The organism is Cohnella phaseoli, from assembly GCF_003386235.1.
Classification (GTDB): domain Bacteria; phylum Bacillota; class Bacilli; order Paenibacillales; family Paenibacillaceae; genus Cohnella; species Cohnella phaseoli.
In genome coordinates this window covers 1-23,902 of the sequence record NZ_QRDZ01000050.1, presented here as the reverse complement: position 1 = coordinate 23,902, position 23,902 = coordinate 1, and the positions used below count along the sequence as shown (strand labels likewise).

The window sequence follows — 23,902 nt, the reverse complement described above, 5'->3', positions numbered from 1 at the left end:
GCGCGTATTTATTCCTTTACACTTCCGAGCACGATGCCTTTCATGAAATATTTTTGCAGGAACGGATAAACGACCAGGATCGGCAACGCACCCATAAAAATTTGCGCCGCCTTTACCGTTCTGTCCGAAATGTCCCGCAGCGCCTCTGCATTCAAATCGGTCAGCTCTGAGAAATCTTTTTGGATGATAATGGTTTGCAAATAACTTTGCAGCGGATAATGCTCAGGCGAATTCATCAGAATAAGGCCGTCAAACCAGCTATTCCAATGAGTGACCACCGTCAGCAGCAAAATCGTCGCCAGCGACGGCGTCGACAGCGGCAAAATGATTTTGGCCAACGTCCTGAAATACCCTGCCCCGTCGATAAACGCCGCTTCCTCCAGCTCCTTCGGCAGCCCGCGAAAAAAATTGAGCAGCAGGATCACATTAAACACCGGCACAGCGCCTGGCAGAACAAGCGCCCAGATCGAATCCAGCAAACCAACGGACTTAATAACCATGTAATAAGGAATGAGTCCGCCGCTGAACAAAATCGTGATGACGAGAATCCAAACGTAAACTGTTCGCGATTTGAAGGTCGCCGACTCTTTGGACAACGGATAAGCCAGCAAAACGGTCATCAGCATATTGACGATCGTACCGAGAATGACCCGTTTCACGGATACGAGCAAGGAACGGACAAACTCTTGCTTGCCGAGTACATAAGAATAGGACGTTGTAGTGAAGTCTACCGGCCATAACTTGACGATTCCTGCGGACGCCGCATGATTCGCGCTAAACGATACGGCAAGAACATGAACAAGCGGCAGCAAACACAGCACGGCCAGCAGACAGAGAAAGGTGTAATTGAACAGATTGAAGCTGATTCTCCATCCGGTTGCCCGCATGTTCTCTTCTCCTTTCAAAAAATCCGGTAATTGGCAAAGCGATGTGCGAGAAAATAAGCGGAGGAGATCATCACGAACGAAACGAGCGATTTGAACAAGCCGATCGCGGTCGCCGTGCTGTATTGGGCGCTGATCAGCCCCATCCGGTACACATACGTGTCGATAATGTCGCCGCTTTCATACACTTGCGGATTATACAAATTGAATACCTGATCGAAGCCGGCGTTGAGCACGTTGCCCAGGCTAAGCGTCGCCATCAGCACGATGATCGGCCGCATCCCGGGCAGCGTAATATGCCAGGTTTGACGCAGCCTGCCCGCCCCGTCGACAAGCGCCGCTTCGTAGAGCGACGGACTGATACTCGTTAGCGCGGCCAAATAAATGATCGTGCTGAAGCCGAACTCCTTCCATTCGTTCGTAACGACAAGCACATAAGGGAACCAGTCGTTGCTGCCGAGAAAATAAATCGGTTTGATGCCAACCGTGCCCAAAATCGTATTCACGATCCCGACAGAGGGCGAAAGCAGGTCGAGCAGTACGCCGCCGAGAATCGTCCAGGACAAAAAATGCGGCAAATAGATCAGCGTCTGCACGCCGCGTTTAATAAATTTGGACGCCACTTCATTAAGCAGAATCGCGATCCCGATCGGCACAACCAATCCAGAAGCGATTTTCATCATGGCGATGAAGACCGTATTGCGCAGCACCTCGAACGTATCCGGCAAGCTCAGCACATAGCGGAAATTTTTCAGTCCGACCCATTCGGAGCCGAGAAAGCCTTTGGCCGGTATATACTTCTGGAAAGCGATAATAATGCCGAACATCGGTCCGTAATGAAACAAAATAACGAGCAGCAAGCCGGGCAAAATCATCAGATGAAGCGGCCAGTTTGCCAGCTTCTTGCGAAGCCTCCTCCCGTGGAGTGGAGAAGGAGGGAGAGGAAGCACGCCCTCTCCCCCATACCCCGGCCCGCTTACTTGGCCGTTTTGTACCATTCGTTAACGTCCTTAACAACTTCATCGCCGCCTTGTTTATTCCACTGCTCCACGTAATTGTCAAATTCGTCGATCGACGATTGGCCCAAAATGATTTTGGTCAGCGCCTCGAACTCCAGCTTGTCAAGCACCGGCTTCTTCTCCAGCATCGAAGGCAGCGGCGTCGTAATAAACTCGTTGACGAGGTATAAATTGTTTTTGCGATAGTAGTCGGCCACCGACATCGTACCGCCTTTATTGAACATCAGATTCCATCCCCAGTTGCTGAGATCGCCCGCCTGGAATTTCAGAATGCGATCGTATACGCCCTTATCCTCAGGCGTCAGCTTCGACAGATCCTTCGTGTCCAGCGCTTCAATAATACGTAGGCTCTCGTCGATGTTCTTGTACGATTTGTACGCAGCCATCGCGTTCAGCAGCCAAACCTGGTTGCCGTCCGCCGATGTGTTGTACTGCTGGTAAATGTCGTTCGACGTATTTTCGTAGAACGTTTTCAGCCAAAATTCAAGCAGCTTGAACACCGCTTCCGGATTCTGAACTCCTTTCCTGACTACCCAATAGTTGCTTACGCCTACCCCGACTTGCGATAAAGCCGGCTTGTCGTCCACCGACAAGATCGGAAACGCCTTCCATTCCATCGACGGGTCTTTATCCTTCGCGGCTTGCAGCGGCGACAGACCGGCATACGGCGCGTTATAGAACATGCCGACTTTGCCGTTTGCGATCGTTTCGTACACCTTCGACAAGTTTTTTGCCCCGAACTCGGGATCGATTTGTCCCGCTTTAAACATATCCTGAAGCTGCTTAATCGCCTTCTTCATCTTCGGCTGCGTCGTGCTGTACGCTAGATTCCCGTCCGCCCCTTTGACGTAAATTCCCCAATAAGCATGGAAGCTGTTAAAAAAGCCGGGCAGCAGCCCAAAATCTTTATCGACAGCGAGTCCGAACGTATCGTTTTTGTCGTTGCCGTCAGGGTCCTTCGTCGTAAACGCCTCGCTGATCGCGAGCAAATCGGCGAACGTCTTCGGCTCCGGCAAATTGAGCTTTTCCAGCCAGTCGGTGCGGACGAACACCATTTGCGAACGTTCTTTAGCCGCCGCCGTATACGGAATCGCCATCAGCTTGCCGTTAATCGTTGCCGATTTCAGCGCCGCGTCCCCGTCCTCGGTCAGCAGCTTTTTGATGCTGTCGCTGGCATTTTTGTTGTAAACGTCCGTCAAGTCGGCGATCAAGTCAGCTTCGGCAAGCTGCTTGAACTGGGTGGGCGTCACCTGGAAGAAATCCGGAATTTCCCCCGATGCGATCGTCAAATTCATTTTTTGCTCCAATTGGGTCGGATCGACCGCCCAGAGCGTCTTTAGCTTGATGCCGTATTCCTTCTCGTAAGCGCGGGTCCAGGCGTTATTTTCGAGTGAATCGCCTTCGGCAAATTTGACGGTCGGCGCTTGCGCCCGTACGGTCGTCAAGGTGATCGGCGGGTCGTATTTGCCGTCCTCCATGCCGTTTGCCGTTCCGCTGTCCTGTGGTTTGGCGCTTGCCTCGGCTTTGGCCGACGGCTGCGGCGATTGCTCCTTTCCTCCGCTGCCGCTGCATCCCGAAATAGCGATCGAAATCGCGGACATAAGTGTTACGGTTGTGAGTCCAGCCTTTTTCAATTCATGCATCCCCTTCTGAATGTTGTGAGTGTTGTTCATGTGACCGCAAGCTGCTTCCGAAACCGCTTGCATTTGTAGCGTAACCCGCAGCAGCCGCGGCTGAAAAGCTTCCGTTTCCGCTCACTTATTCCGTTAAACGCTTATATGCCGGATCCTATCCATGATGGAATAAATAATTCGAAATTGCTCGTACGGCTTCCAGCATGCCCGACCTCGTCTTCACCGCGGAAAGGTCCCCTTTACAGCGGAACTTCGCTCAGCTCAAGATCGTCAACCCATGCTGCGCCGTTCGCGGCCTGATCGAGCTTGAAGTAAATCCAGACCGTTTTCGTTTGCGGCAACGCAGTGAATTCAACCTCAACCTTCGTCCAGTCGCCCGTTCGGTCCGCTTCTGTCCACAAATAGGAAGTGCTTCCGCCGCTTGCGTCTACCTGTCTGACGCCAAGCGCCACGGAGCCAGCCGTCGCGCTGTTCTTGACCCACCCCGTCAAGAGGTAGCGATGACCCGGCGTTACGGCAATCGCCTTCGGCGCGTCCGTATTGAGCACATTAAACGTGTTGTTGGCGTCGGGAACGAGCTTCGCAGAATATTGTCCCGTGCGCGCGACCGTTTGATCCCACACGGCTGCCCGCATCGCCCAGCCGTCCGGTCTCGCCCAGCCGACCGTCATTTTCTCGAAGCTGCCGTTATATACGGGATTCGTATCGACGTTCACCTGGAGCGGCAGCGTGGCATAACTGACATTCCCAACCTTTGCTTCGACGGTTACACCAAATGCGTCTTTCGTTACCGAAGCCGGTACGTAGACTGAGCCCTGCACCGTCTTCTTCTCGCGTGCTGCCAGCAAGACGGAGTCGTCGAGCGTCACGGTGATTCCGTTCGGCGTCGTACGTGGCAAATCGACCGTTAGCGGATTATTCGTGCCGTTCGTCAGCTCGACAGTGAACGGATACGTTCCGGCCTGGCTGATCTCCATAACACTCGGCGTCAACTGTGCATCAAGAACGGTCAGGACTTCGTGCAATTCCAGATCGTCCACCCACGCCTCGCCGTTCGCGGCCTGGTCGAGCTTGAAGTACACCGCTCCGCGCTTCGTATTCGTCAGAGCCGTGAAGATGACCTCGACCTTCGTCCAATCGCCAGTTTTTGCCGCTTCCGTCCATGTATAGGTTACGGATGCGCCGCCGGCGTCGATTTGGCGAACGCCAAGCGCGACCGAGCCGGCCGTCGCTGCTGTCTTCACCCAGCCCGTCAGCTTATATTTGCTTCCGGCAACAAGCGGGAATTCTTTGCTCGAATCCGTATTCAGCACGTTAAATGCATTGCTTGCATCAGGAATCAGCTTGGCGGATGATTGGCCGCTGTGAGCGGTAGTCATATCCCATACGCCTTCACGCATGTACCAGCCGTCCTTTCTGGCGCCGCCGGCGGTAACCTTCTCGAAGCCGCCATTGTATACAGGGTTCGTGTCAACCGACAGGGTAAGCGGCAGTACCCCGTAGCTGACGCTGGACACCCTGGTCTCGACAGTTACAGCATAGTCGCCGTGCGCAGCCTCCGCGGGAACCGTGACAGATCCCTGAACCGTCTTCGTCTCATGCCCGGTCAACGTCACCGCTCCGGGGAGATCAACCGTCACGCCATCCGCAACCGTCCGCTCCAGTTCAACCGTAATCGGCTCGCCAGAGCCGTTCGTCAGCTCGACCGAGAACGGGTACGTTCCCGCCTCCGTGACATCCATGCTCCCCGGCGTTAGCTTGGCGGCAAGAAGCGGCGATACCGTAAATACCTGCTCTGCCCTGACTTGAATGTTTGAGCCTTTGTATTCAAATGAGAGCGCAGCTTTTGCCACATAGTCTCCTGGCGGCAGCGTTGCCGGAATAACCGGATTTACGCTGCGGGCAGCGCTTTCTCCGCTCTTGATTTTACCGAGCTGCGCCTCGATCGGCGGAACCCCCATCGCTTCCGGCAGCTCTATGCGCAATTGCGCATTTTGGATCGCTTTGTCGCCGACATTCCGGATCTCTGCGCTCAATCCCAGCTCATCACCCTGTACAAGCGACGATACCGCAGCTTGCAAATCCAGCCGCGCCATCGACTGCAGGATCGGCATCATACTTGCGATCACATCGTCCAACAAGGCGTTCAGCTGATCTCTTTTGCCTTCCAGAACGGTATCGGATTTGCCGCTTATCCATTTTTTCAGCTTGTCGGCGTCGTCCAGCGCTTTCTCCGTCTTGCTCATGACTTTTCCTGCATCAACAGACGCCGCCGTCCATTCCTGCTTCACTTTCAGCAGCTTTTCGCTCAGCTTCTCCGTTTTCTTCTGCCACTGATTGTTTGCAATGAGGCTGGTTGCGCTTTGCAGTTCGCCGATCGCCCGATCGACCTCTACCGTTAAAGGCGTGATTCGGTATACAAGCGTTTGCTCCGGACCTAGGTTGACGCTGAGCTCAGGCTCCCAACTGCTTGACTTCTGCGGCGGGGCGCCGTACAGCAGATCCACCCGACTACCTGCTTGCGCAAGCGGAAGCACGGCTGTCTGCGCTTGCTTGGTCAAGTTGATGGCTATGGCGTATTGCTCCTGCCCTTCGGTATAGATCGCCCATTGGACGTCACTGCCGATATGCTCCGCCGCCTTGTTGCCTCCCGAGACGAGATTTCCCATCAAGGCGATCTCGTCCTTGAAATTCACCAACCCAGGCCACAATGCAGAATCCCGCAGCTTCCAGCCCGGGTCGTTGATTGCATAATAACCGAGACCCTTGCTGCCTGCGAGGAATGCCTGATAAGCCATATTGCGGAGTTGATCGATTGTCGGCAAGTAGTTCCATATGGTTCCGGCAAGTTTGAACGTTTGCAGCACCGTCCAAACCGGTTTCGCGCCGTCCACTTCCGCAACCGCTTTACGCACTCCGTCTCCGACCGCCGAGATCGGCTGGTTGAAGTCCTGGTTATACGGGTAAACGTCCGTAACGAGAACGTCCGTCGCCTGACCCGTAGAACGATAATAATCCGAATCGACCTCGACCATATACGTCGGATGAACGGGATCGATCGAGCGAATCAGCTTGTAGGCATCAAGCAGTTCAGACTGCGGAATGCCGTTTCCGCTCGGTTCGTCCATAATCATATAAGCGAGCACAGCCGGATGATTTTTGAATTTCGTTACCACTTGCTGGGTCAGCTCAAAGTTTTCCTTAACCTTCATATCAAGATAAAGCGGAATGAGCACCTTTAGCCCGCTAGCCTGGGCGGTATCGAGCATCGACTGCAAGGATGCCTCGCTTCCGTTATTTGTGCCTTGAATCGTATTGACACCGATCTCCTTCAAGTAGGGATAGTCCTCCGGGTAAGCATGGTAAGCGATAACCGGGAAGAAGGGTTGCCCGTCGACGAGTACCGGACCGTTCTGAGGGAGGGAAGCCGGGCGCTCCCAACGGTATATCGCACTGATCTCCAGCTCAATCCGTTGTCCTTCCTCATCCTTCAACTCAACCTTCAGTTGATAGGACTGCTGAAGCGTCATCCCTGACGTCGGGAAGGCGACGTTCAAAGTTGCTTCGGCCGCAATGCCGTTCTGCTCAAAAATCGTTTGGCCGGAAGCCTGCTCAACAAGCCGAACATCAACCGTTTTACCCGCCATACTGCCGTCTGAAGGTTCAAGCTTGATTAAAGCGCTTCCATTCGTCACGTCGGGATAGAAGTAACGTTGAGACGGTTCGACAATAAGCTGAGGCTTGTCTTTTGTCTTGACAGCCGTCATATCGTCGAAGTAAGCGGTTCCCGTTCCGTACAGCCGCAAGTACACATACATGTAGGCCGATTCCGGCGGAGCCTGAATGTTGTATTCCAGCTCATGCCATTGTCCGTCGTTAGCGGTGCGCGACGCTTGATAGCTATAACCGGTTACCCAGTTCTCCAACGTTTTGTCGATTCCTTTGAAAAATTCAAATTTATAGCCTACATTTCCGCTAACACCGATCGCTTTGAACCAGGTGGTGATGTTGTATGTAGCTCCTTCCTCTACCGGAACAGGAATCGCTACCCACGGATTATTCCCCGTGCTCGTTTGAATGGAGATGCCGTAATTCCCTGTATGCGCCGCTTCCGGGACCGCTTTGATTGCGTCCCCCCAGACATTGCCGATGACACCCCACTGCGCGGGAACACCTCCCGTCACCTCCTCGAAGCCGGGATTCACGACAAGATTGCCGCTCGAAGCCGCCGCCGACCGTGCCTGAAAAACGGCAATCAGTTGAAACGTTAAACAGAAAGAGAGCAATAACGATAACCAGGACTTCCTGCGCAAATGCATGTCCTTCATCCTCTCAAGCGTTGTTCGATTATCTCAATCGCAACGGCCGTATGCAAACCGAAAGGCGGTACGACGAACGAGATGCGGCCGGAAGACCGGCTGACCGCAAGCTCGGTTCCTTCCGGAATTAACCGGACGCTGCGTGCATCGAGGCGAAGCGAAATTTCCACTTCTCCGACCGGATGCACGTCCTCGATAAACGTCTTCGAGCCTGCCGCCGTTTCTTCGCGTACGTTGATCAGGTGGACGATCACTCGCGATTGACCCGGCTGCCGCATGATGCTCACTTCAACGGATAACGGCGCACGTACGTCGATTCCCGGTTCGGGATTCAATACCCGCAGGCCGTTCAGGTATACGTTGCGCAGCCATGGCGAACCGCTGCTCCAATATCCCGCCTCCAGCGGCAGCGGAATGTACAAGCAGCTTCCTTTGCCGAATGCGTTCACCACAACGGATGGATAAGGCGTTGCGGCTGCCGGATGAGAGTGTTGGTGGTACACATGACGGTGTACCTTCGTCTCGACGGCCGGCTCCATCAGTCCGGCCAGCGTCGTCGCGGTTGTGGGCAATACCTTCAGCGTAGGCAGCACCGGGGTTTTCAGCAGCAGCGGCATAGCCGGAACGTTCTCCGCAAGATCAGCATCAAGCGGATACAGATATGAAACCTCATACAGCCACATGTCAAGGAAATTGGCGCCGAACACCTCGCTCAGACCAAAGTTGTCGCTGCACTCTCCGTTTGCTTGATACAGAGAGGTGCGTCCGCTTGCCAGCAGCTTGCCGCCGCCTTGCACATAGGCGCGTATGATCGTTTGCAGTTCCTCGCTCACATACGCTTGATCCGGCAAGATTACCATTTCGTATCGGTCGATATTCGCCGCGAGGCCCTCTTCGTCAAGGAAATCAAAGTGGATATGCCCTTCCGACAAGATTCGGTGTACGCCTTGCAGCGTCGCTTCGTCCAGACTGCGCGGGAGCGCCGACGCTTCCAGCATCCGCTTGTTGCCGATGCTGAACAACACGGCGACGTTCGGCTCGCTGACCGCCTCCAGCAGCCACGGCTCCAACGACTGCACCCAGTCATTGGCATGTTTGACCGCTTCCATAACCGGCTGCGGCACGTTGCCCTTCAAAGCACCGGACGGATAGGCGACATGGCCGAAGCTGATCGAACCGCCGTTTGCCACGGCGATTGCGGCTGTCGTTCGCAGCGTTTCCGGCGGCGCGACGGTCCATTCCCCCCAGCTCCCCATCTCGCTTGGCATCATCAGCTCGAACGGCTTGCCGAACGACCGTTTCCAGCGCGCGAGCAAGCTGCCGTACATGTAGTGCGGCGGATGGAACTCCGAGGTGAAATAGTCCGCATACCGGTCCGCTTCCACTTGGCCGAACCGGGGATCGCCGGCATGATTCCAGCCGATCAGGAAATCCGGACGGATCGCCTTCAGCCCGTTCGCCGCATCACGCAGAAACCGGAAGCGAATATCGCGCTGAAAAGATTGCCATTGGGCCATTTCTTTTGTGCCTGGAACTGGCGCTGTAGGGGCTTCATAGCCAAAGCGGTTGCGGTACGCCATGCGGCAATATTCGCAGTGGCAGCAGTTGTCCCACACATACGTGATGTCGAAGAAAAATCCGGCCACTTCGTAGCTCTCGGCGATCTCGCGCAACTGCCCATACACGTAATCGCGGTAAGGCGAGTTCATGCAGAGCAGATCGTAGAAGCCAAACGCTTCCTTAATCGGCGTTTGATCGGCGGTCCGCTGCCGGTAATCCGGGTTGTCCGTGGCAACATGGCTGTTCAGCCCGACATTATAATAGGCGATGATAGCGATGTTATACTTGCGGGCCTCGACTACAGCTTCGGCGAGCAGGTCGCCATCCAGCTTCACGTTCTTATGACCAATCTTCGTGTCGAAGTAGCTGTTGCCGAACGCGTCTTTAGTCATGAACGTAATCGTCTGCATGCCGGCCGCGGCTGCGGCCGCAAAATACTCTGCAACGTTCAACCGCACCTCCGGAACAGCTTCCCCCGCGTGGAAGTCAAACAGGCCGCGGCGTATCGTTTGGCGGTACAACTGGTTTTCCATCCGTAATCACTCCGTTATTTCTTGTTGATTTTCGCTTCTTTTCGATCGTAACCCGCGTAAATTCCGCGATCATCTCCTTCCGCAATGTCGTCATTTTTCGGCAAGCCGACCGGTCGAAACCGCTTGCAAGAGTAGCGTAACCGCTGAACCCGCTGCTGAAAAGCTTCCGTTTCCGCCGACTTATTCCGTTTTGCGCCTTTTAACCCGTGCATATCCGAGATTGAATAATTAATTCAAAATTGCAGGTTCCCCGCGCGCGGCAATATCGTCTATTATGAAAGCAGAGAAAATAGGATACAGGGGGTGCCAGTGGTGATCAACAGCCTGCGGGTGAAACGAAATTCGTTATTTGCGAAACTCCTTCTCGGATTTATCGTCATCATTGTTATTTCCTTTATTTTCAATGTGCTGTCCTTCAAATTTTTTACCGTCAGCATTCATGATGAAGTCGTCCTTTACAACAAATTGAATATGAGCAACACCGTGTCTAAATATGAAGAGCATTTTCAATTAATGGGAGAGGTTGCTACGAACTTCTACAATAACACAAATGTAACCGCTCTCAGCCGGGATAAAACGAACTTCTTCGCGATGAACGACTTGGCCGTCGAATTTACAACGCTGGTCATGAATTATAAAAATCTCGGTTTGGACAACCTGTTTCTGTATAACGGCCGCCATTCGTTTCTTGTTGACAAAAGCGGATTAATGAAAGAAGACGAAATGTTTGCCAAGCAGTACATCAGCGCCAAATACGATACGGCATTCTGGGCAAAGCAGTTCGATGAAGATTTTTATATGCGCATTTATCCTGCGGCGGATTTTACAAGACAAACGTTACACGGCTTAATCGAGCCTGTCGGCAAGCTGTTTCCCGTCATCGTCAAAAGCAAGCTGCAAAAGCACTACTATATCGCCGCCCTGCTCGACGCCGAGGCCCTTTATGAGAAATACCATTTGTCGGTTTCCGATCTTTTCTATATTGCCGACGCCGGCGGGACGTTGTATTACAGCTCGAATGCTCAAGGTCAGACGGTAACTCCGCAGTCGCTCGCGGCATCCGGCAACTATTATATGAAGAATGATAACTATTACTTTTACGCGCAGGGCGAGAAAACCGGGTTTACGTACGTCAACGTGGTCCCGAACCAGAACATCGCGGCCAAAAAATCGCGGCTTAGCGCCATTCTCATCCTGCTGCTGGCGGTATCGCTCGCGCTCAGTCTCATTATTTCCGTGCTGCTCAGCATTCGCATCAAAAGCCCGATCCAGAAAATCATAGAGTCGATGTACAAAATGAATCCGAACATTCAGCTAGGCAGCAAAATCAACGAATTTAACGCCATCGTCGACAATATGCGTACGATCATCGCCTCGAACCGCAGCATTCATAAGGATTTGCAAAACAAGAACACACTACTTAAAAAGTACGGCTACTGGAACAAAGTCAAAAGCATTCCGATCGGGAGCCGCGACGTGCAAAGCTTGATCGATACGTCCAAGCCTTATTTTTTCGTCATGTTCCATCTTCATTTCACACGCCGCTTCCATGAACTGATTACCGAGGAGCAGAAGAAATCCCATATTCTCGAATTTATCCAACTGAATATTCAGCTGGCTTTCCCACAATCGGAGACAGTACAGTCGGAAAAAGATTTGATCTTCTCGATCGTCTTTGCGGGGGCGGACGCTTCGGGGACCTTGCGCGGCGTGCTCGACAAGATGAAGCGGGTTTTTGACATGGACAGCGAGTATTATTACGTGACGATCGCCTTCAAGCCGGCGCCGTACAGTCCGAGCGGCTTTACAGCCGCTTATGACGAGGGGCGGGAAATGATCCGCCGCCGCCGGCTGAACGGCGAGACGCAAATCGTCTCGAACTTCGCTGGCCCCCATCAGGACTTTCATCTGACGCCGTCTGAGGACAAAGAGTTTGCCGTCCGTCTGGCCGCAGCCAACGAAGCGGACATTATGACGATGATCGGCCGGATGATGAACAGGCTCCGCGCGAACGGAACGGCGGAGCAGTACCGGCAGCTTGCAAGAGAGATCGTTTCCAAAACGTTGTTGGCGCTAGTGCTGCAAAATATTAACGCGGGAGCTTTGCAGGAAGAACTGTCGCCCTACGAACAGATTAAGGAATTTGTTTCGGAGGAGCAGTATGACGACTTCTTCAGAAGCTTGATCGGTTACGCGGCAACTCTCATGAACGATAAGAGAATGGAAAAAGACTCGATTATCGATTTCGCGCTGACTTATATGGAGCAGCATTATGGGGACGACATAGGACCGGACGCCGTTGCGGAGAAGCTGAATCTGTCCTCCGGCTACATGTGCAAATACATCAAAAATAAAACAGGCAAAACGTTCGGTGATTTCCTCGACGATATTCGGATCATGAAGGCGAAGGAAATTTTGGAATCGACCGATTGCAAAATCCATGAGGTTGCTCTTCATGTGGGTTACCAGAACGCGAATTCATTCACACGGATGTTTCGCAGGCTGACCGGCATCACTCCGGGCGAGTACCGGCGGGAGAAGCGGATCGACGTCGCTTCGAACATACAATAACGGAGCGCGGAATTCATTATGAATTTGTGGGAGATCAGAAAATTGAGATCGCCTCTCTCCATTCTGTGAAGCGACTTGACGAGCAGAGAAAGCGGCTTGTAGATGAGCCGATAAGTAAAGCACGCAAGATATCTATACTCGAAAGATTCGCGAAGGGATTGAACTCTCCAGCCCGACAGCTTAAAGGGCCGCCGAGCATGCCGGCAGCCCCGCATCTTTCGGTTATCGTTCCCCGTTAGCACAGTTGGTTCTGGCAGTCTTATTAGTGAACGATTGTACGTATTTGTTTAAATCCTCCCGAAACACTTCAGTGTATTGACCAACGGTATACTGATTCACTACATCTCTCCAGAAATGAATTGCTTGTTCATTCGTTTTAATCTGAACAACTTTCCATTTCGCTTGATATAAATTAAACGCTTGAAATGCCGCCAACTTTCCGAATCCTTTCCTTCGATATTTACTAAGGATTAGAAAATCATAAATAACATGAGTTGGATCAGGAACTGTATCATAATTTTCGAAAAGTATTATTAAAAAACCAATAATCCGCTCCTCATAATAGATAAAAAAGGGATTCCACCGTGGATCTTCCCAATAATGGTCCAACTTGATTTCGAAACGTCCATCAAAGCCCAAATCTTCTTCCGAAATTCGACTAAAATCATATAGATAGAATTGGTAAAGGTTGAACAAAATTTCTTTGTGAATCAGTTCAACAGGCCTTAGTCTTATTTCCATACTTTGTCACCCACCTTAATAATAGCGTATCACACCCCATTTGGAACGTCTGTGAATAAAACGTATAGCTGAATTTACCTGCCCGTTACTTTAATGGAAACAGGGAGCAGCGCCGAGGCGGGCCTACTCCCTGTTCTGATTGAAATATCGGCCCCATTAGTGAAAAAATCAAAAAATCTCATTACGACTGAACTTTTAAATCTTCACCAATTAGCTTTGTACCTTCATAAATAACACCATGATATCAAAATATCCATTATAATAATCCCAGACATGTGAACAATTCAAATACTTAACAATAACGTCCAATATGCGATTGAATAAAATAGTTGCCTCAGCTTCTGTAGGATTTTCCTCAAACATTAGCCTGAATTTAACGTCCTTTTTACCATCATAGGAAGATGCTGTATAATACCTCTAAATTGAGGCTTAATTCGTTCGGCGAGATTCATTATGTCGACGGTAAATTCAATCCCATTAACCGAATCCCTAATTTCTTCTATACTACCATCGTGGAAAATACTGAAAAGCATTTCCTGATTCTCTAAGTTCAAATGCATTTCCTCCACTAATTCGACTAATAAAAAAAACATGCTATTGTTCCTCGTTAGGCAAAATGAGATTGTTACTCCTCGGGAAGTGGTTTCCAGTTCTCATCACGTTCATCGATAGCGGTTGGCTTACGATTAACACGGGCTTTGATGTCTGACTATCTTCCCCTAGAGTTAACCGATAAAATAAAATAAGCTCTCGTCACATACTGCGTGACAACAGCCTCTTCTCTAAGATAATCACACACTGGCTTTTATTAACTCAGCGCGCCAGTGTAAACCGGATGCTTGCCCGGGACATCAGACATGCTGTCGGTATTGAACGATCACGTCAATCTTTCGGAGATCGTTTTACATATTTCTTCAGGGTTCTTAACATCAATGATTAACTTTGATATTTTAAATTTACCAACAAGAAAATTATTCAAGTCAAAATGAAGGGTATCAACCTCATTATTAAAAAAGTAGAGATGATAACCTCCATTGAATCTAAATAATCCATTTCTTGTTCTTCCAAAAGAAAAACCATAAAGTTTGAAAGCATCTGGTATGGGTCTACCTGTGGTTATCCCCCTAATCGAAGAGTATGGAATTTGCAACCCGTTATCTAAATTTAAAAAGGGCGGATTTCCAAGATCGATATTTAAATGGGTTTCCATTAATTGAATTGTTCGTTCCATTCGTTTAGTCCACCATTTCATAACGCTTTAGTACTTTTAAAATATACTTTCATATTATACCATATATAATCTTATTTATAGAATTTATTGAGCTAATTTACCCAAGAACTGAACATGCAAGCGAATGTTTGTTCAGTAATAGGGTTCCATCATTAAAAACACGATTACTCCAGTAAAACTGACATATAGCCAAATAGGCATTGTCCATCGAGCAATGCGCCGATGCTTTTGAATTTGATTCGTCCATCCCCACACAAGTGTAAATAGGGCTAGCGGTACGATTATTGCGGCAAGGATGCTGTGCGAAATTAAAATAAAAAAATAAATGGGTTTGATAATACCTTGACCGCCAAATGTCGCTACGTCTGAGGACATGTAGTGAAATGTTAAATAAGAAACAAGAAATAATAATGTCGAGATAAAGGAAGCAAGAATGAAACCTTTGTGCACCTTAATGTTTTTTCTCAGAATTGCAATTAAGCCCGATATCAAAAATATAAACGTAAAGCTATTTAAAACTCCATTTATTCTAGGGAAGATGAGTTCATTTGATCCAAAGCTCCTTCTGCAGGCAGTACCTGGTATTTTCGATCAATTAATACGGACGAAAGTTATTTCTTTTTTTCGAGCTTACCTTAAATGCTTAGTCCCCCTTTTCGCCGATTAATTGTAACTCAATTTGTTTCATCTTATAAAAATAGCCGTTTTGCTCCATCAGCTCTGAATACGATCCCGATTCGATCACTCTTCCTTGCTCCACGACTACAATTCTGTCCATTCCTTCCAAGCCATTAAGCCGATGACAGATTAGCAGAAGCGTATCTCCGGAAGCCTGTTCATATAGGTGTGTCAAAACATGTTGCTCTGTCACATAGTCCAGCGAAGACGTCGGCTCATCCAGCAGCCATAGCTTTCCCTTGCGAAGCATAGCCCGCGCCAGGGCCAAGCGCTGTTTTTCGCCATCCGATAAATTTTCTCCCTTTTCGTACACGGGATCCGTTAATGAAGTGGTCGGCAATTGCACTTTAGCGAGGATATCCAACAGGTCGCCGTCAGAATGGTCCTCGCCATCCATGAGCAAGTTATCCCGGATCGTTCCCCGGAAAAAATGGCTTTGCTGCAGCACGACATTAGCCGTTTTCCAAATGCTCGACTCCTCCAACTCTTCTACCGATATGCCGTCTAGTCGCAAATCCCCGGCCGTCGGCGTACGCAGCTTGAGCAACAACTCAATCAGCGTGGACTTTCCTGAACCGCTAGGTCCGACAATCGCCGTTTTGGAGCCAGGTGGAATTTGCAACGAAAAGTTCTTCAACGCCGGCCTCCACTCCCCTTCATATTGAAAGGAAACACCGGATAACTCAATAGAAACGGCGTGGTCGGCATTCAACGTACGGCTTGGCGGCACCGGCTGCGTGGCAGGAGTTAATACGGCTTCCGTCAGCCGCTTGGCTGCATGTTCGCTATCTTGCTTATATGCCGGCAACGTGGCCATAGCCGCTGCTTCTTCAAATACAGTTAATGAGGCCATGACAAGCATAGCCAGATATACGCCGGCTAGCGTTCCATCCGATATCAGATAAGCACCAAGCGCCAACACCCCCCAGGAAATCAGATAGGTGACAAAGACGTGCATTGATTGTCCGCGTAGCAGTTGTCCGGCCGCTCGCTGCTGCTCGGCTGCCAATGCGGCAGAAGCTTGGTGAAGTTGCTGTTCCCGCTGCGCAAGCTGCCCATAAACTTTAAGATCCCGGAAACCATACAACACCTCTGTTAGTTCCGTAGACAGCAGCGCCCGCTGATTGCGAACATCCCCATTGATTTTTCGATATCCTAGCAACACGATTCCCGGCACGACCCATACGGTCCCCAGCATACCGAGTAGCATCAAGCAAGCCATCCAGAAAGAAAAGGAGGCGGTAGCCAGCATTGTCGTCAAGAACACCATAACAACAATGATCGGCGGATACGCGACGCGTAAAAAATAGTGCTGCAAACTCTCTACGTCCCCTACGATTCGCGCAAGCAGATCGCCGCTTCGTTTATGACTTAAAATTCCCGGCGTTAAAGGAATAAGCTTGTCAAAAAAGGAGGTTCGCAATCGGCTAAGCATAGAGAACGTCGCTCTATGCGAATATAAGCGCTCGCCATAACGACTCATCGCTCGAATCAAACCAAGCAGCTTGACCAATGAAGTAAGTACGATTAGCGTATACAGCGGAGGTGCAAACACCGTCTGCGAAATGAGATATCCGCTCGCAGAAAAGAGGACCACACCGGCGATGCCGGCGACAAACCCACCTAAAATCGAAAGAATAATATCTTTGCGCTCCCGAATCATAGCTTGGAACAAAATAGCCAACTCGTTCATCCCGGCACCCCTTTGCGTTGGACATCGACCATCTCCGCATACGCCGGCAGACGTTTCATAAGCTCGTCGTGATGTCCCGAGCCCTTTAGGACGCCATGGTCCATAAACAAAATGTTGTCCGCGTTTCGAATGGTATACAATCGGTGAGCCACCGTGATCATCGTCGCCGATTTTGCCAAGGTTGCAATCGATTGTTGCAGAATGCCCTCGGTGTGAAGATCAAGTCCGACGGTCGGCTCATCGAACAAAATCATGGAAGGGCGCTTCAAAAAAGCTCGCGCTACGGCTAGCCGTTGCTTTTCCCCACCGGATAGACCTCTACCGCCTTCACCGACAGGGGTATCCAATCCCTGCTCCAGTTGGGATACAACCATCGAAAGACCCGCGTCCGCAGCCGCCGCCTCGATTTCAGCCCTGGAGACTTCCCGCCCGGCACCGATCGCGATATTATCGGCGAAGGTACCTGCAAAAATGTAAGGATGCTGCGTAATGTAGCTAATATGTTCGAACCATATCGTCTCATTCTGTTGAGTAAGCGGGTTTCCATTCACCAGAATAGTCCCCGACACCGGTTTTAGTAATCCCGCTATAAGATGGAGCAAGGTCGATTTGCCGGATCCGCTATGACCAACAAGGGCAATATGATCTCCTGGTCCAATTGTGATCGAGCCTGTATTTAGCTCGAATGAGTCAGGTGCATACTGAAACCGGACATTGTCCAGTTCAAGGACGGGCGGCATTGGGAACAGTTTCTTCGGGAATGTGCGGAGCCTTATCGGCTGATCCTGCGGATCGATTCTATCGTTCGTGTCCGCGAGCATGGTTTCAACCTTGCGAATCGCCCCCATACTGGTTCGCCCATTGTGAAAAGCGGTTCCCGAACTCTTTAGCAAGCTGTAAAATTCGGGCACGAGCAACAAAACAAAAAAGGCCGTGTGAAACGACATCGATTTGAAGACAAGCAGTTGAATGGCCAGTTCGAGCGCAACAATCCCGATGCTGAGCATCACAATTGATTCCAGCATGAGGGTATTCGTAAACGCAATCTTCAAAATATCCATTGTGGCATCACGGTATCTTAAGCTGCTGCGTTCGATTTCTTGCTGCTGACGGCGGGCCCGTCCGAATATTTTTAACGTAACGAGCCCTTGAAGGGAATCCAGAAATGTACTGGCAAACTCAGCCAACTGCGCAATCTTTTCTTCTGATTTATTTTTCGTTTTCAACCCTACCAGAATCATAAAAATCGGGATAAACGGAGCCGTAACCAGCATGATGATCCCTGAATTGGCATGTTGGGTAAACGTAACGACCATAATCAGAATGGGGATAATGACCGTTTCCACCATACGCGGCATGTATTGACTGAAATAACTATCCGCCTCATCCACAGCATCCAGCGCCATACTGACCTTCCCCCCCGTTTGCCCTCGAAGAGAGGACGGCATGGAAGCATGCGTAAAATTCTGAAGCACGGATACTCGCATATTTTTTTTGGCGGTTGCCGCCATTTGCAAACCAACAGTCCCGTTCCCATATGACAACAGTGCACGTATCGCCATCACGACCAGTAGGATGCCGAGCAGTGGGGCAACTGATGAAAAAGAGGCATTCTCCACAAAGATCCGCTGGACGGCTTCTGCCAGCAATGCAGCCTGACTTACAATAGCGGCGCCTAGTGCGAGCGAGATGAATGTCAGGTAAATGAGACGTTTGCGTTGGGCGGTCATCTGCATAGCGACTAAGCTTCTTTTCCCCTTCACCAAACTCAACTCCTTTATCGTAATAGCCTGCGAGCAATAAGCCTACTTTTTCCCTTTCACGTAATCTGCATCGAACAGGAACAGCTTGAAAACCAAAATAAGGGAAGGAATCAATAGACACATGCCCCCGATAAATACGACAACCAGCGCGAAGCCCATTGAGGATGAGGTGACGCTGCTCTGAATCGTAATGTAGGGATCAAGAATATAGGGATACTGCCCGATTCCGTAAGCGAAAAAGGCACAGAAAAATTGCAGCATGATGCAAACAAATGCTAACCCGTAGCGGCGGCCGCGGTTTAACAGCCACATCGCAATCATGAAAAAGGCAACAGAAAGCGCAAGCAGCCACCATAAATCCATCATATTTTGATAATGTCGCTCATTGTGTTGCCCCAAATAGATAAAGGCCGTCAGGGCGATAATAATCGTCGGTGTGCTCCAGAACAGCGCGTAGGTCCTCATAAGTTTTAGCGCAGCTTGATCCTCTGCCCGTGAAGCGTAAAACGCCAGAAAACAAGCGCTAATAAACAAGACAGACACAATCGCCAATCCAACGATGCTCCACGACAAGGGATTGGTAAATAAAGCCCAGTAATCCAGAAAAACCGACTGATCCTGTTTCATGATAAAGCCGCCTTCAGACAGGGCCAGCGCCACGGACAACGAAGCCGGGATCAGCAATCCCGATGCGCCGTACAAAAACAGATAGACGATGTTATTTTTGGAACCATAGTTCTCAAACGCATAGAACGAACCGCGAATAGCAAGCAGCACGATTGCAATACTCCCCGGAACAAGCAGCGCCGAACCATAATAATAGGCTGTATCCGGAAAAAATCCGATCATGCCGATGTAGAAAAAGACGAAAAATACATTTGTGATCTCCCATACGGGTGACAAATAACGAGAAATCAGACGATTAATGAGGTGGTCCTGCTTGGTGAGGCGAGCATAAAAGGCAAAGAAACCGGCTCCAAAGTCAATGGAGGCTATAATAAGGTACCCGTACAAAAACAGCCAAAGTACCGAAATCCCAATCAAATCGTAACTCATCAGGTATGCGCTCCCTTCCCCGTCCTCTTGTCGTCCTCATGCTGCGTCCACTTCTCCATCTCAGTTTCTGCCGGATTATTGTTGAATAAGCGCCGAAGAACAAAAACGCTAACCACGCCTAATACAATGTAGAGAAGAAGGAAGAGGAAAAAAAGAATTCTCACGCTTGGCGATGTCGTCGCCGCTTCTTCTACACGCATATATCCTCGTAAAATCCACGGCTGCCGCCCCAACTCGGTATAAAACCAGCCCAGCTCGACCCCCAAAAACGCGAGCGGCGCACCTAAAGCAATCATGCGGAGTATCCATTTGTTGTGCTCATTGCGTTTTTTCCAGAATGTAAATAGGAAATACAGAACGGATATGCCCAACAATGCAAATCCGATGCCAGCCATCAAGTCAAAAAAGTAATGCACAAGGAGCGGAGGTTGTTCGTCCGGAGGAAACTCGTTCAGACCTGTTACTTTCGCGTTGAAGTTTCCAAAAGCAAGGAAGCTGAGAAACTTCGGCAGGTGAAGTGCGCCTATAATTTGATGCTCGGCATTAAGCCATCCTAATAAAATCAGATCCGCACCGCTCTCGGTCTCAAAATGCCATTCCGCAGCAGCCAGCTTTTCCGGTTGATGCTCGGCCAAAAATTTGGCGGACACATCTCCAGCAAAGGTGTTTAGTGCGCCGAACAACAGGACAACAGTCATCATAAGCTTCAGTGCTTTTTTGTGATATCCTGTAACGCCCTTTTTAAGCATCGTAAAGGCTGCTATTCCTGCTAGCAGAGCTGCTCCTGTGAGATAGGCCGAGCTTAATACATGGAACACTTTGGAGAAAGTCGCCGTATTTAGCATCGCTTGTACCGGGTTAACGGCTGTAAATTGTCCGCCTTGAATTGTAAATCCCCCAGGTTGGTTCATAAAACCATTCACAGTCGTGATAAAAACAGCAGACATGCCTGCCCCTGCGACAATGGGGATTGTGAGCAGCCAATGAATATATGGGTTCTTGAACCGATCCCACGTATACAGATAAATGCCAAGAAAGATAGCTTCAAAAAAGAATGCAAACACCTCCATGAATAACGGAAGCGCAATAACGTTCCCTGCCAACTTCATAAAATTCGGCCACACCAATGCCAGTTGCAGTGAGATTGCCGTGCCTGTTACGACACCGACTGCTACGGATATAACAAACCCCCGCGCCCACCTCTTAGCCATCAGTGTGTAGTGAGCATCTCGCTTGCGGATGCCGATGAGCTCAGCAATCGCGATCATGAGAGGGATACCGACACCAATCGTCGCGAATATCATATGGAACCCTAGTGTCATTCCTGTCACCAGCCTGCTCCATAGTACCGTATCAATTTCCATGTATTACTGCCTCCCTTCCCAAGCCATTTGTAATTAATGTTGATTTTATCTCTGTCCTTTATTCAGAACAATCACGGTCACATCTTCTCCCTTAATCGTTCATGAATGGAACAATTCTTTCTGACAGTTCGATGAAAAATGCAAAAAAAGCTCGATCGAGCTATTGATCGAGCTTACTTATCATGGTAGCTTTATCTGTTCCTTTGCTTGCTGACGGATGGATTAGAGGAGGTTTGAGGACAAATACACTGCCGAAACAATCTCGACAGCCTGTATGTTTCTATCTATTTGGCCAACGAAGAAGGCCATTTCCATGCATACCAGATAATTAGACAAAGAAGAGCGACTTCTACAACAGCGCCAAACACCATGTGCACCCAAGCCTCTCCTGTCAAATTAAACAATGTATAGGGGATATACACCGCCGCAATAATGATATTTGCCCAGCGACTAACTTTTGCCGGCAGGGCAACAGAAAGGAAGATCATAAGAGCTGGAATTGTTACCGAAATCAGTGCTACCAATAGAAAGACATATGAAATGTCAAATATAAATATTTTTCCTTCCAGAATACCTTCTATTTTGTCCGGCATATATAAGGCGAAATAATCAACATAAATATAGAGAAACATAAAACTCGCCCACAGCGTAGCAAGCTTCAGTTTCGAACTGACTTTGATGTCTTCCAGTACATTTTGTGCTTTATTTTGTGTATTCATATTAATCTCCCTTCATAAATTATAAGTTGTAATCCCTATTCCACGCCATTTTACGATAACCATAATAATTCGATATTTTCGCATATCCTAGCAGGTCCATATCTTCATTGACTCTCCTTCCACTGAACATAGATTAAACATAACGAATTGTGTAAGGCCTCACTACCTACTAAAGTATGTTTCTTAAAAAAACAAACAAGTAAAAATATTACAAATAGAAAAAACCACCCCTGTCTGGCATGGTGGCTAATGGTTACACTTAGCATGCAAAGTCCAAACAGATGGTGGCGCCATTTAAATTCAATAATCCTGAATTTCTAAAGCACGCTAAATCAACGATCCTGCATGGATAGATCCTAAAGGTTATGTAAGAAGTTGGGGGGGAATTCCAGCGGAATCGAGCGCTGCTCCTAACTCAGTCTTCCGTAATTTTTAAGTACAGAAAGAATAAAAGTAGTATTATACGGTTGCCAATGTTTTAAGCCATGTTCATCATTCCAACATCCATCTTCACGTTGCGAGGACTCAAGATAATCAAGGAATTTGTTAATTAACTCTTTGGGCATAGCTTTTGCGATTTCGGTATCAGGTGAATTTGCAAATTGGAATAGTGTAAAGTAGTTTTTCTCCGTGGCGCTTTTTGCACATTCAATAATATTGTCTATGGTTGCTTCGATGAAAGGTCTATTTTCAGGTGTATCATCTAGGTTCAAAAAGTAGTCATGGGCGTGATAAGCCATAAATAACCATTCATTTGCTCGAATTTTCTCAAGTGTCAAGTTTGTCTTTACCCATAATGATGTTGATGCTGTTAAGGAAGTTGAGCAAATTCCCATTTTAATGAGATTACCAGTAATTGAATCAGGCGAGGACTGTCCGCCATTACTCCACCACGGAGCATGAGGGTACTTGTGTAAGGAGTCGGGATTCTTCAAAGAACCATCTTCATTTTTGTTGCGTTCTATCCAATCAACAGTACCTTCTAACAAATCTGTTAGTGGAATTTTGGTATCACGTTCAATCGTAAGTAAAAATTCAAGTGCAAGGGGATGAGAATCTGGGCATTTAATATCATATTCTAGCCCGTGTCCCCAACCCCCATCAGAATTTTTATAACAGAGAAGGCATTGATGAAGTCGTTCAAGTGAGCCGTCATCGAAAAGATAACTGAATAATGCTTGTTCCCAAAGCAAACCGTTAGCATATACAAATTCTCTTGCTTTATCCATTGATACTGGCATATTTAAGCCCTCCATTAGGTGAACGTTAATATTGTCATTCGACGGATTGGTACAAATTACCTGTCACGTTTGTCCGAGAATTTGTTTATAGTGTTGCTGCCTTTAAGACATTTCTTTGAAACCTCATCTTGTATGGGGGTGTGCTTGTTGAAATTATCCTTATAAGGGCTACATTCGTTGTCATTTTCTTCAAATTGTTGTCACGCTCATCCGTCTTTCGCTAGACTCAAAATTCCGATATAAATCCCCCTGTCTACCATTTGGAATTATCCTGCCTACTACTTTAACGAACAACGACAGCCGATCTTCTGGCCGGCTGCCGTTGTGTTATTATTCAGTTAACGTTCTTCATTAGCTTAATGTGTAGTCACTTTCATGGATTCAATCTTTGTGGAAGGACAAATTTCTTATACTCCACTAAATGTATGTTCGACCCATTTGAAGATCGTTTATTGTTATATTGAGAAGAATCAATTTTTATTGTCATTTGATCTAGCCCAAAATCCTGGTATTGATCGGAATGGTCATCTACTTTTATCATTAGTGATACTACATAACTCCAGCTATTTGGTGATTTCGCCTCAAGTCGTGCATCAGTAATACGAGGTTCTGCCCAAAAAACGTCATGCCCATAATTATCGTTTACATACCTGTTTATCGAAGTCCACATCATATCCAATAATATTTGTTCTGATGTGGCATACACGCTTTTAACTGCTTCACCTTTGGTTGGATGAGCGTCTACTAAAGTTGAAGGGCCTGTAAATACAAACACTAGCATTGAAAGAGCAATAATTTTTCCATGGTTATGCCCATTCCTTTCGCTACGCTCAAGGCACAAAACGGAATGAAATCCGTTCGCCTTTGGTGATTTTTTTGTATTCTGGAGTTGCAGA

Annotated in this window: 15 protein-coding genes and 1 pseudogene; 1 reads left to right on the top strand and 15 read right to left on the bottom strand. The window is 48.8% G+C overall.

Translation table 11 applies throughout. The annotated features are described in order from the left end of the window. Positions 1 to 8 precede the first annotated feature (8 nt). The 5 genes from DFP98_RS36200 to DFP98_RS36180 all read right to left on the bottom strand — a co-directional run bounded on the left by DFP98_RS36200 (position 9) and on the right by DFP98_RS36180 (position 9,949). Positions 9 to 887 (bottom strand): carbohydrate ABC transporter permease, encoded by an 879-nt coding sequence (locus tag DFP98_RS36200; protein ID WP_116065519.1) that lies wholly within the window; start codon positions 885 to 887, stop codon positions 9 to 11. Between the two features lie 14 nt (positions 888 to 901). Beyond that, entirely contained in the window at positions 902 to 1,759 is an 858-nt protein-coding gene (locus DFP98_RS36195) for an ABC transporter permease (RefSeq protein WP_246017101.1), read from the bottom strand. A gap of 101 nt (positions 1,760 to 1,860) precedes the next feature. After that, positions 1,861 to 3,537 carry an extracellular solute-binding protein gene (locus DFP98_RS36190; RefSeq protein WP_220377223.1) on the bottom strand — a complete coding sequence of 559 codons (1,677 nt, stop codon included), beginning with the start codon at positions 3,535 to 3,537 and terminating at the stop codon, positions 1,861 to 1,863. Between the two features lie 239 nt (positions 3,538 to 3,776). Further along, positions 3,777 to 7,856 (bottom strand): carbohydrate binding domain-containing protein, encoded by a 4,080-nt coding sequence (locus DFP98_RS36185; RefSeq protein WP_181918157.1) that lies wholly within the window; start codon positions 7,854 to 7,856, stop codon positions 3,777 to 3,779. 5 nt (positions 7,857 to 7,861) lie between these two features. Beyond that, positions 7,862 to 9,949 carry a beta-galactosidase trimerization domain-containing protein gene (locus DFP98_RS36180; protein ID WP_116065515.1) on the bottom strand — a complete coding sequence of 696 codons (2,088 nt, stop codon included), beginning with the start codon at positions 9,947 to 9,949 and terminating at the stop codon, positions 7,862 to 7,864. 312 nt (positions 9,950 to 10,261) lie between these two features. On the opposite strand from DFP98_RS36180, the gene DFP98_RS36170 reads away from it, so the two are divergent. Then, positions 10,262 to 12,520, top strand: a complete 2,259-nt coding sequence (locus DFP98_RS36170) for an AraC family transcriptional regulator (RefSeq protein WP_116065513.1) — start codon at positions 10,262 to 10,264, stop codon at positions 12,518 to 12,520. A 222-nt stretch (positions 12,521 to 12,742) separates the two neighbouring features. Here the strand turns inward: DFP98_RS36170 and DFP98_RS36165 are convergent, their stop codons facing one another. From DFP98_RS36165 to DFP98_RS39365, 10 genes and pseudogenes are all read right to left on the bottom strand, one after another. After that, on the bottom strand, positions 12,743 to 13,261 hold the full coding sequence (locus DFP98_RS36165) for a GNAT family N-acetyltransferase (RefSeq protein ID WP_116065512.1): 519 nt from the start codon (positions 13,259 to 13,261) through the stop codon (positions 12,743 to 12,745). 877 nt (positions 13,262 to 14,138) lie between these two features. Then, positions 14,139 to 14,492, bottom strand: a complete 354-nt coding sequence (locus DFP98_RS38780; RefSeq protein ID WP_147310330.1) for a hypothetical protein — start codon at positions 14,490 to 14,492, stop codon at positions 14,139 to 14,141. A 132-nt stretch (positions 14,493 to 14,624) separates the two neighbouring features. Continuing rightward, a pseudogene (locus tag DFP98_RS36155) lies at positions 14,625 to 15,032 on the bottom strand (DUF420 domain-containing protein); the annotation flags it as partial. A gap of 103 nt (positions 15,033 to 15,135) precedes the next feature. Further along, positions 15,136 to 16,863 carry a thiol reductant ABC exporter subunit CydC gene (gene cydC, locus DFP98_RS36150; RefSeq protein WP_116065509.1) on the bottom strand — a complete coding sequence of 576 codons (1,728 nt, stop codon included), beginning with the start codon at positions 16,861 to 16,863 and terminating at the stop codon, positions 15,136 to 15,138. Then, on the bottom strand, positions 16,860 to 18,626 hold the full coding sequence (cydD, locus tag DFP98_RS36145; protein ID WP_116065508.1) for a thiol reductant ABC exporter subunit CydD: 1,767 nt from the start codon (positions 18,624 to 18,626) through the stop codon (positions 16,860 to 16,862). The genes cydC and cydD overlap by 4 nt, the downstream gene beginning before the upstream one ends. A 42-nt stretch (positions 18,627 to 18,668) precedes the next feature. Beyond that, complete coding sequence (locus DFP98_RS36140; RefSeq protein ID WP_181918156.1) at positions 18,669 to 19,682, bottom strand: cytochrome d ubiquinol oxidase subunit II; 1,014 nt, start codon at positions 19,680 to 19,682, stop codon at positions 18,669 to 18,671. Then, a complete protein-coding gene (locus DFP98_RS36135; RefSeq protein ID WP_116065506.1) occupies positions 19,682 to 21,046 on the bottom strand; it encodes a cytochrome ubiquinol oxidase subunit I in 1,365 nt (454 codons plus the stop codon). Before DFP98_RS36135 ends, DFP98_RS36140 begins: the two co-directional genes overlap by 1 nt. Before the next feature lie 284 nt (positions 21,047 to 21,330). Beyond that, a complete protein-coding gene (locus DFP98_RS36130) occupies positions 21,331 to 21,765 on the bottom strand; it encodes a DUF6326 family protein (RefSeq protein WP_116065505.1) in 435 nt (144 codons plus the stop codon). Between the two features lie 410 nt (positions 21,766 to 22,175). Next, positions 22,176 to 23,006: a prenyltransferase/squalene oxidase repeat-containing protein gene (locus DFP98_RS36125; protein WP_116065504.1), complete on the bottom strand. Its 831-nt coding sequence runs from the start codon at positions 23,004 to 23,006 to the stop codon at positions 22,176 to 22,178. Positions 23,007 to 23,379: 373 nt separating this feature from the next. After that, positions 23,380 to 23,902 (bottom strand): hypothetical protein (locus tag DFP98_RS39365; protein WP_181918155.1); only part of this gene is annotated, 523 nt, incomplete at its 5' end.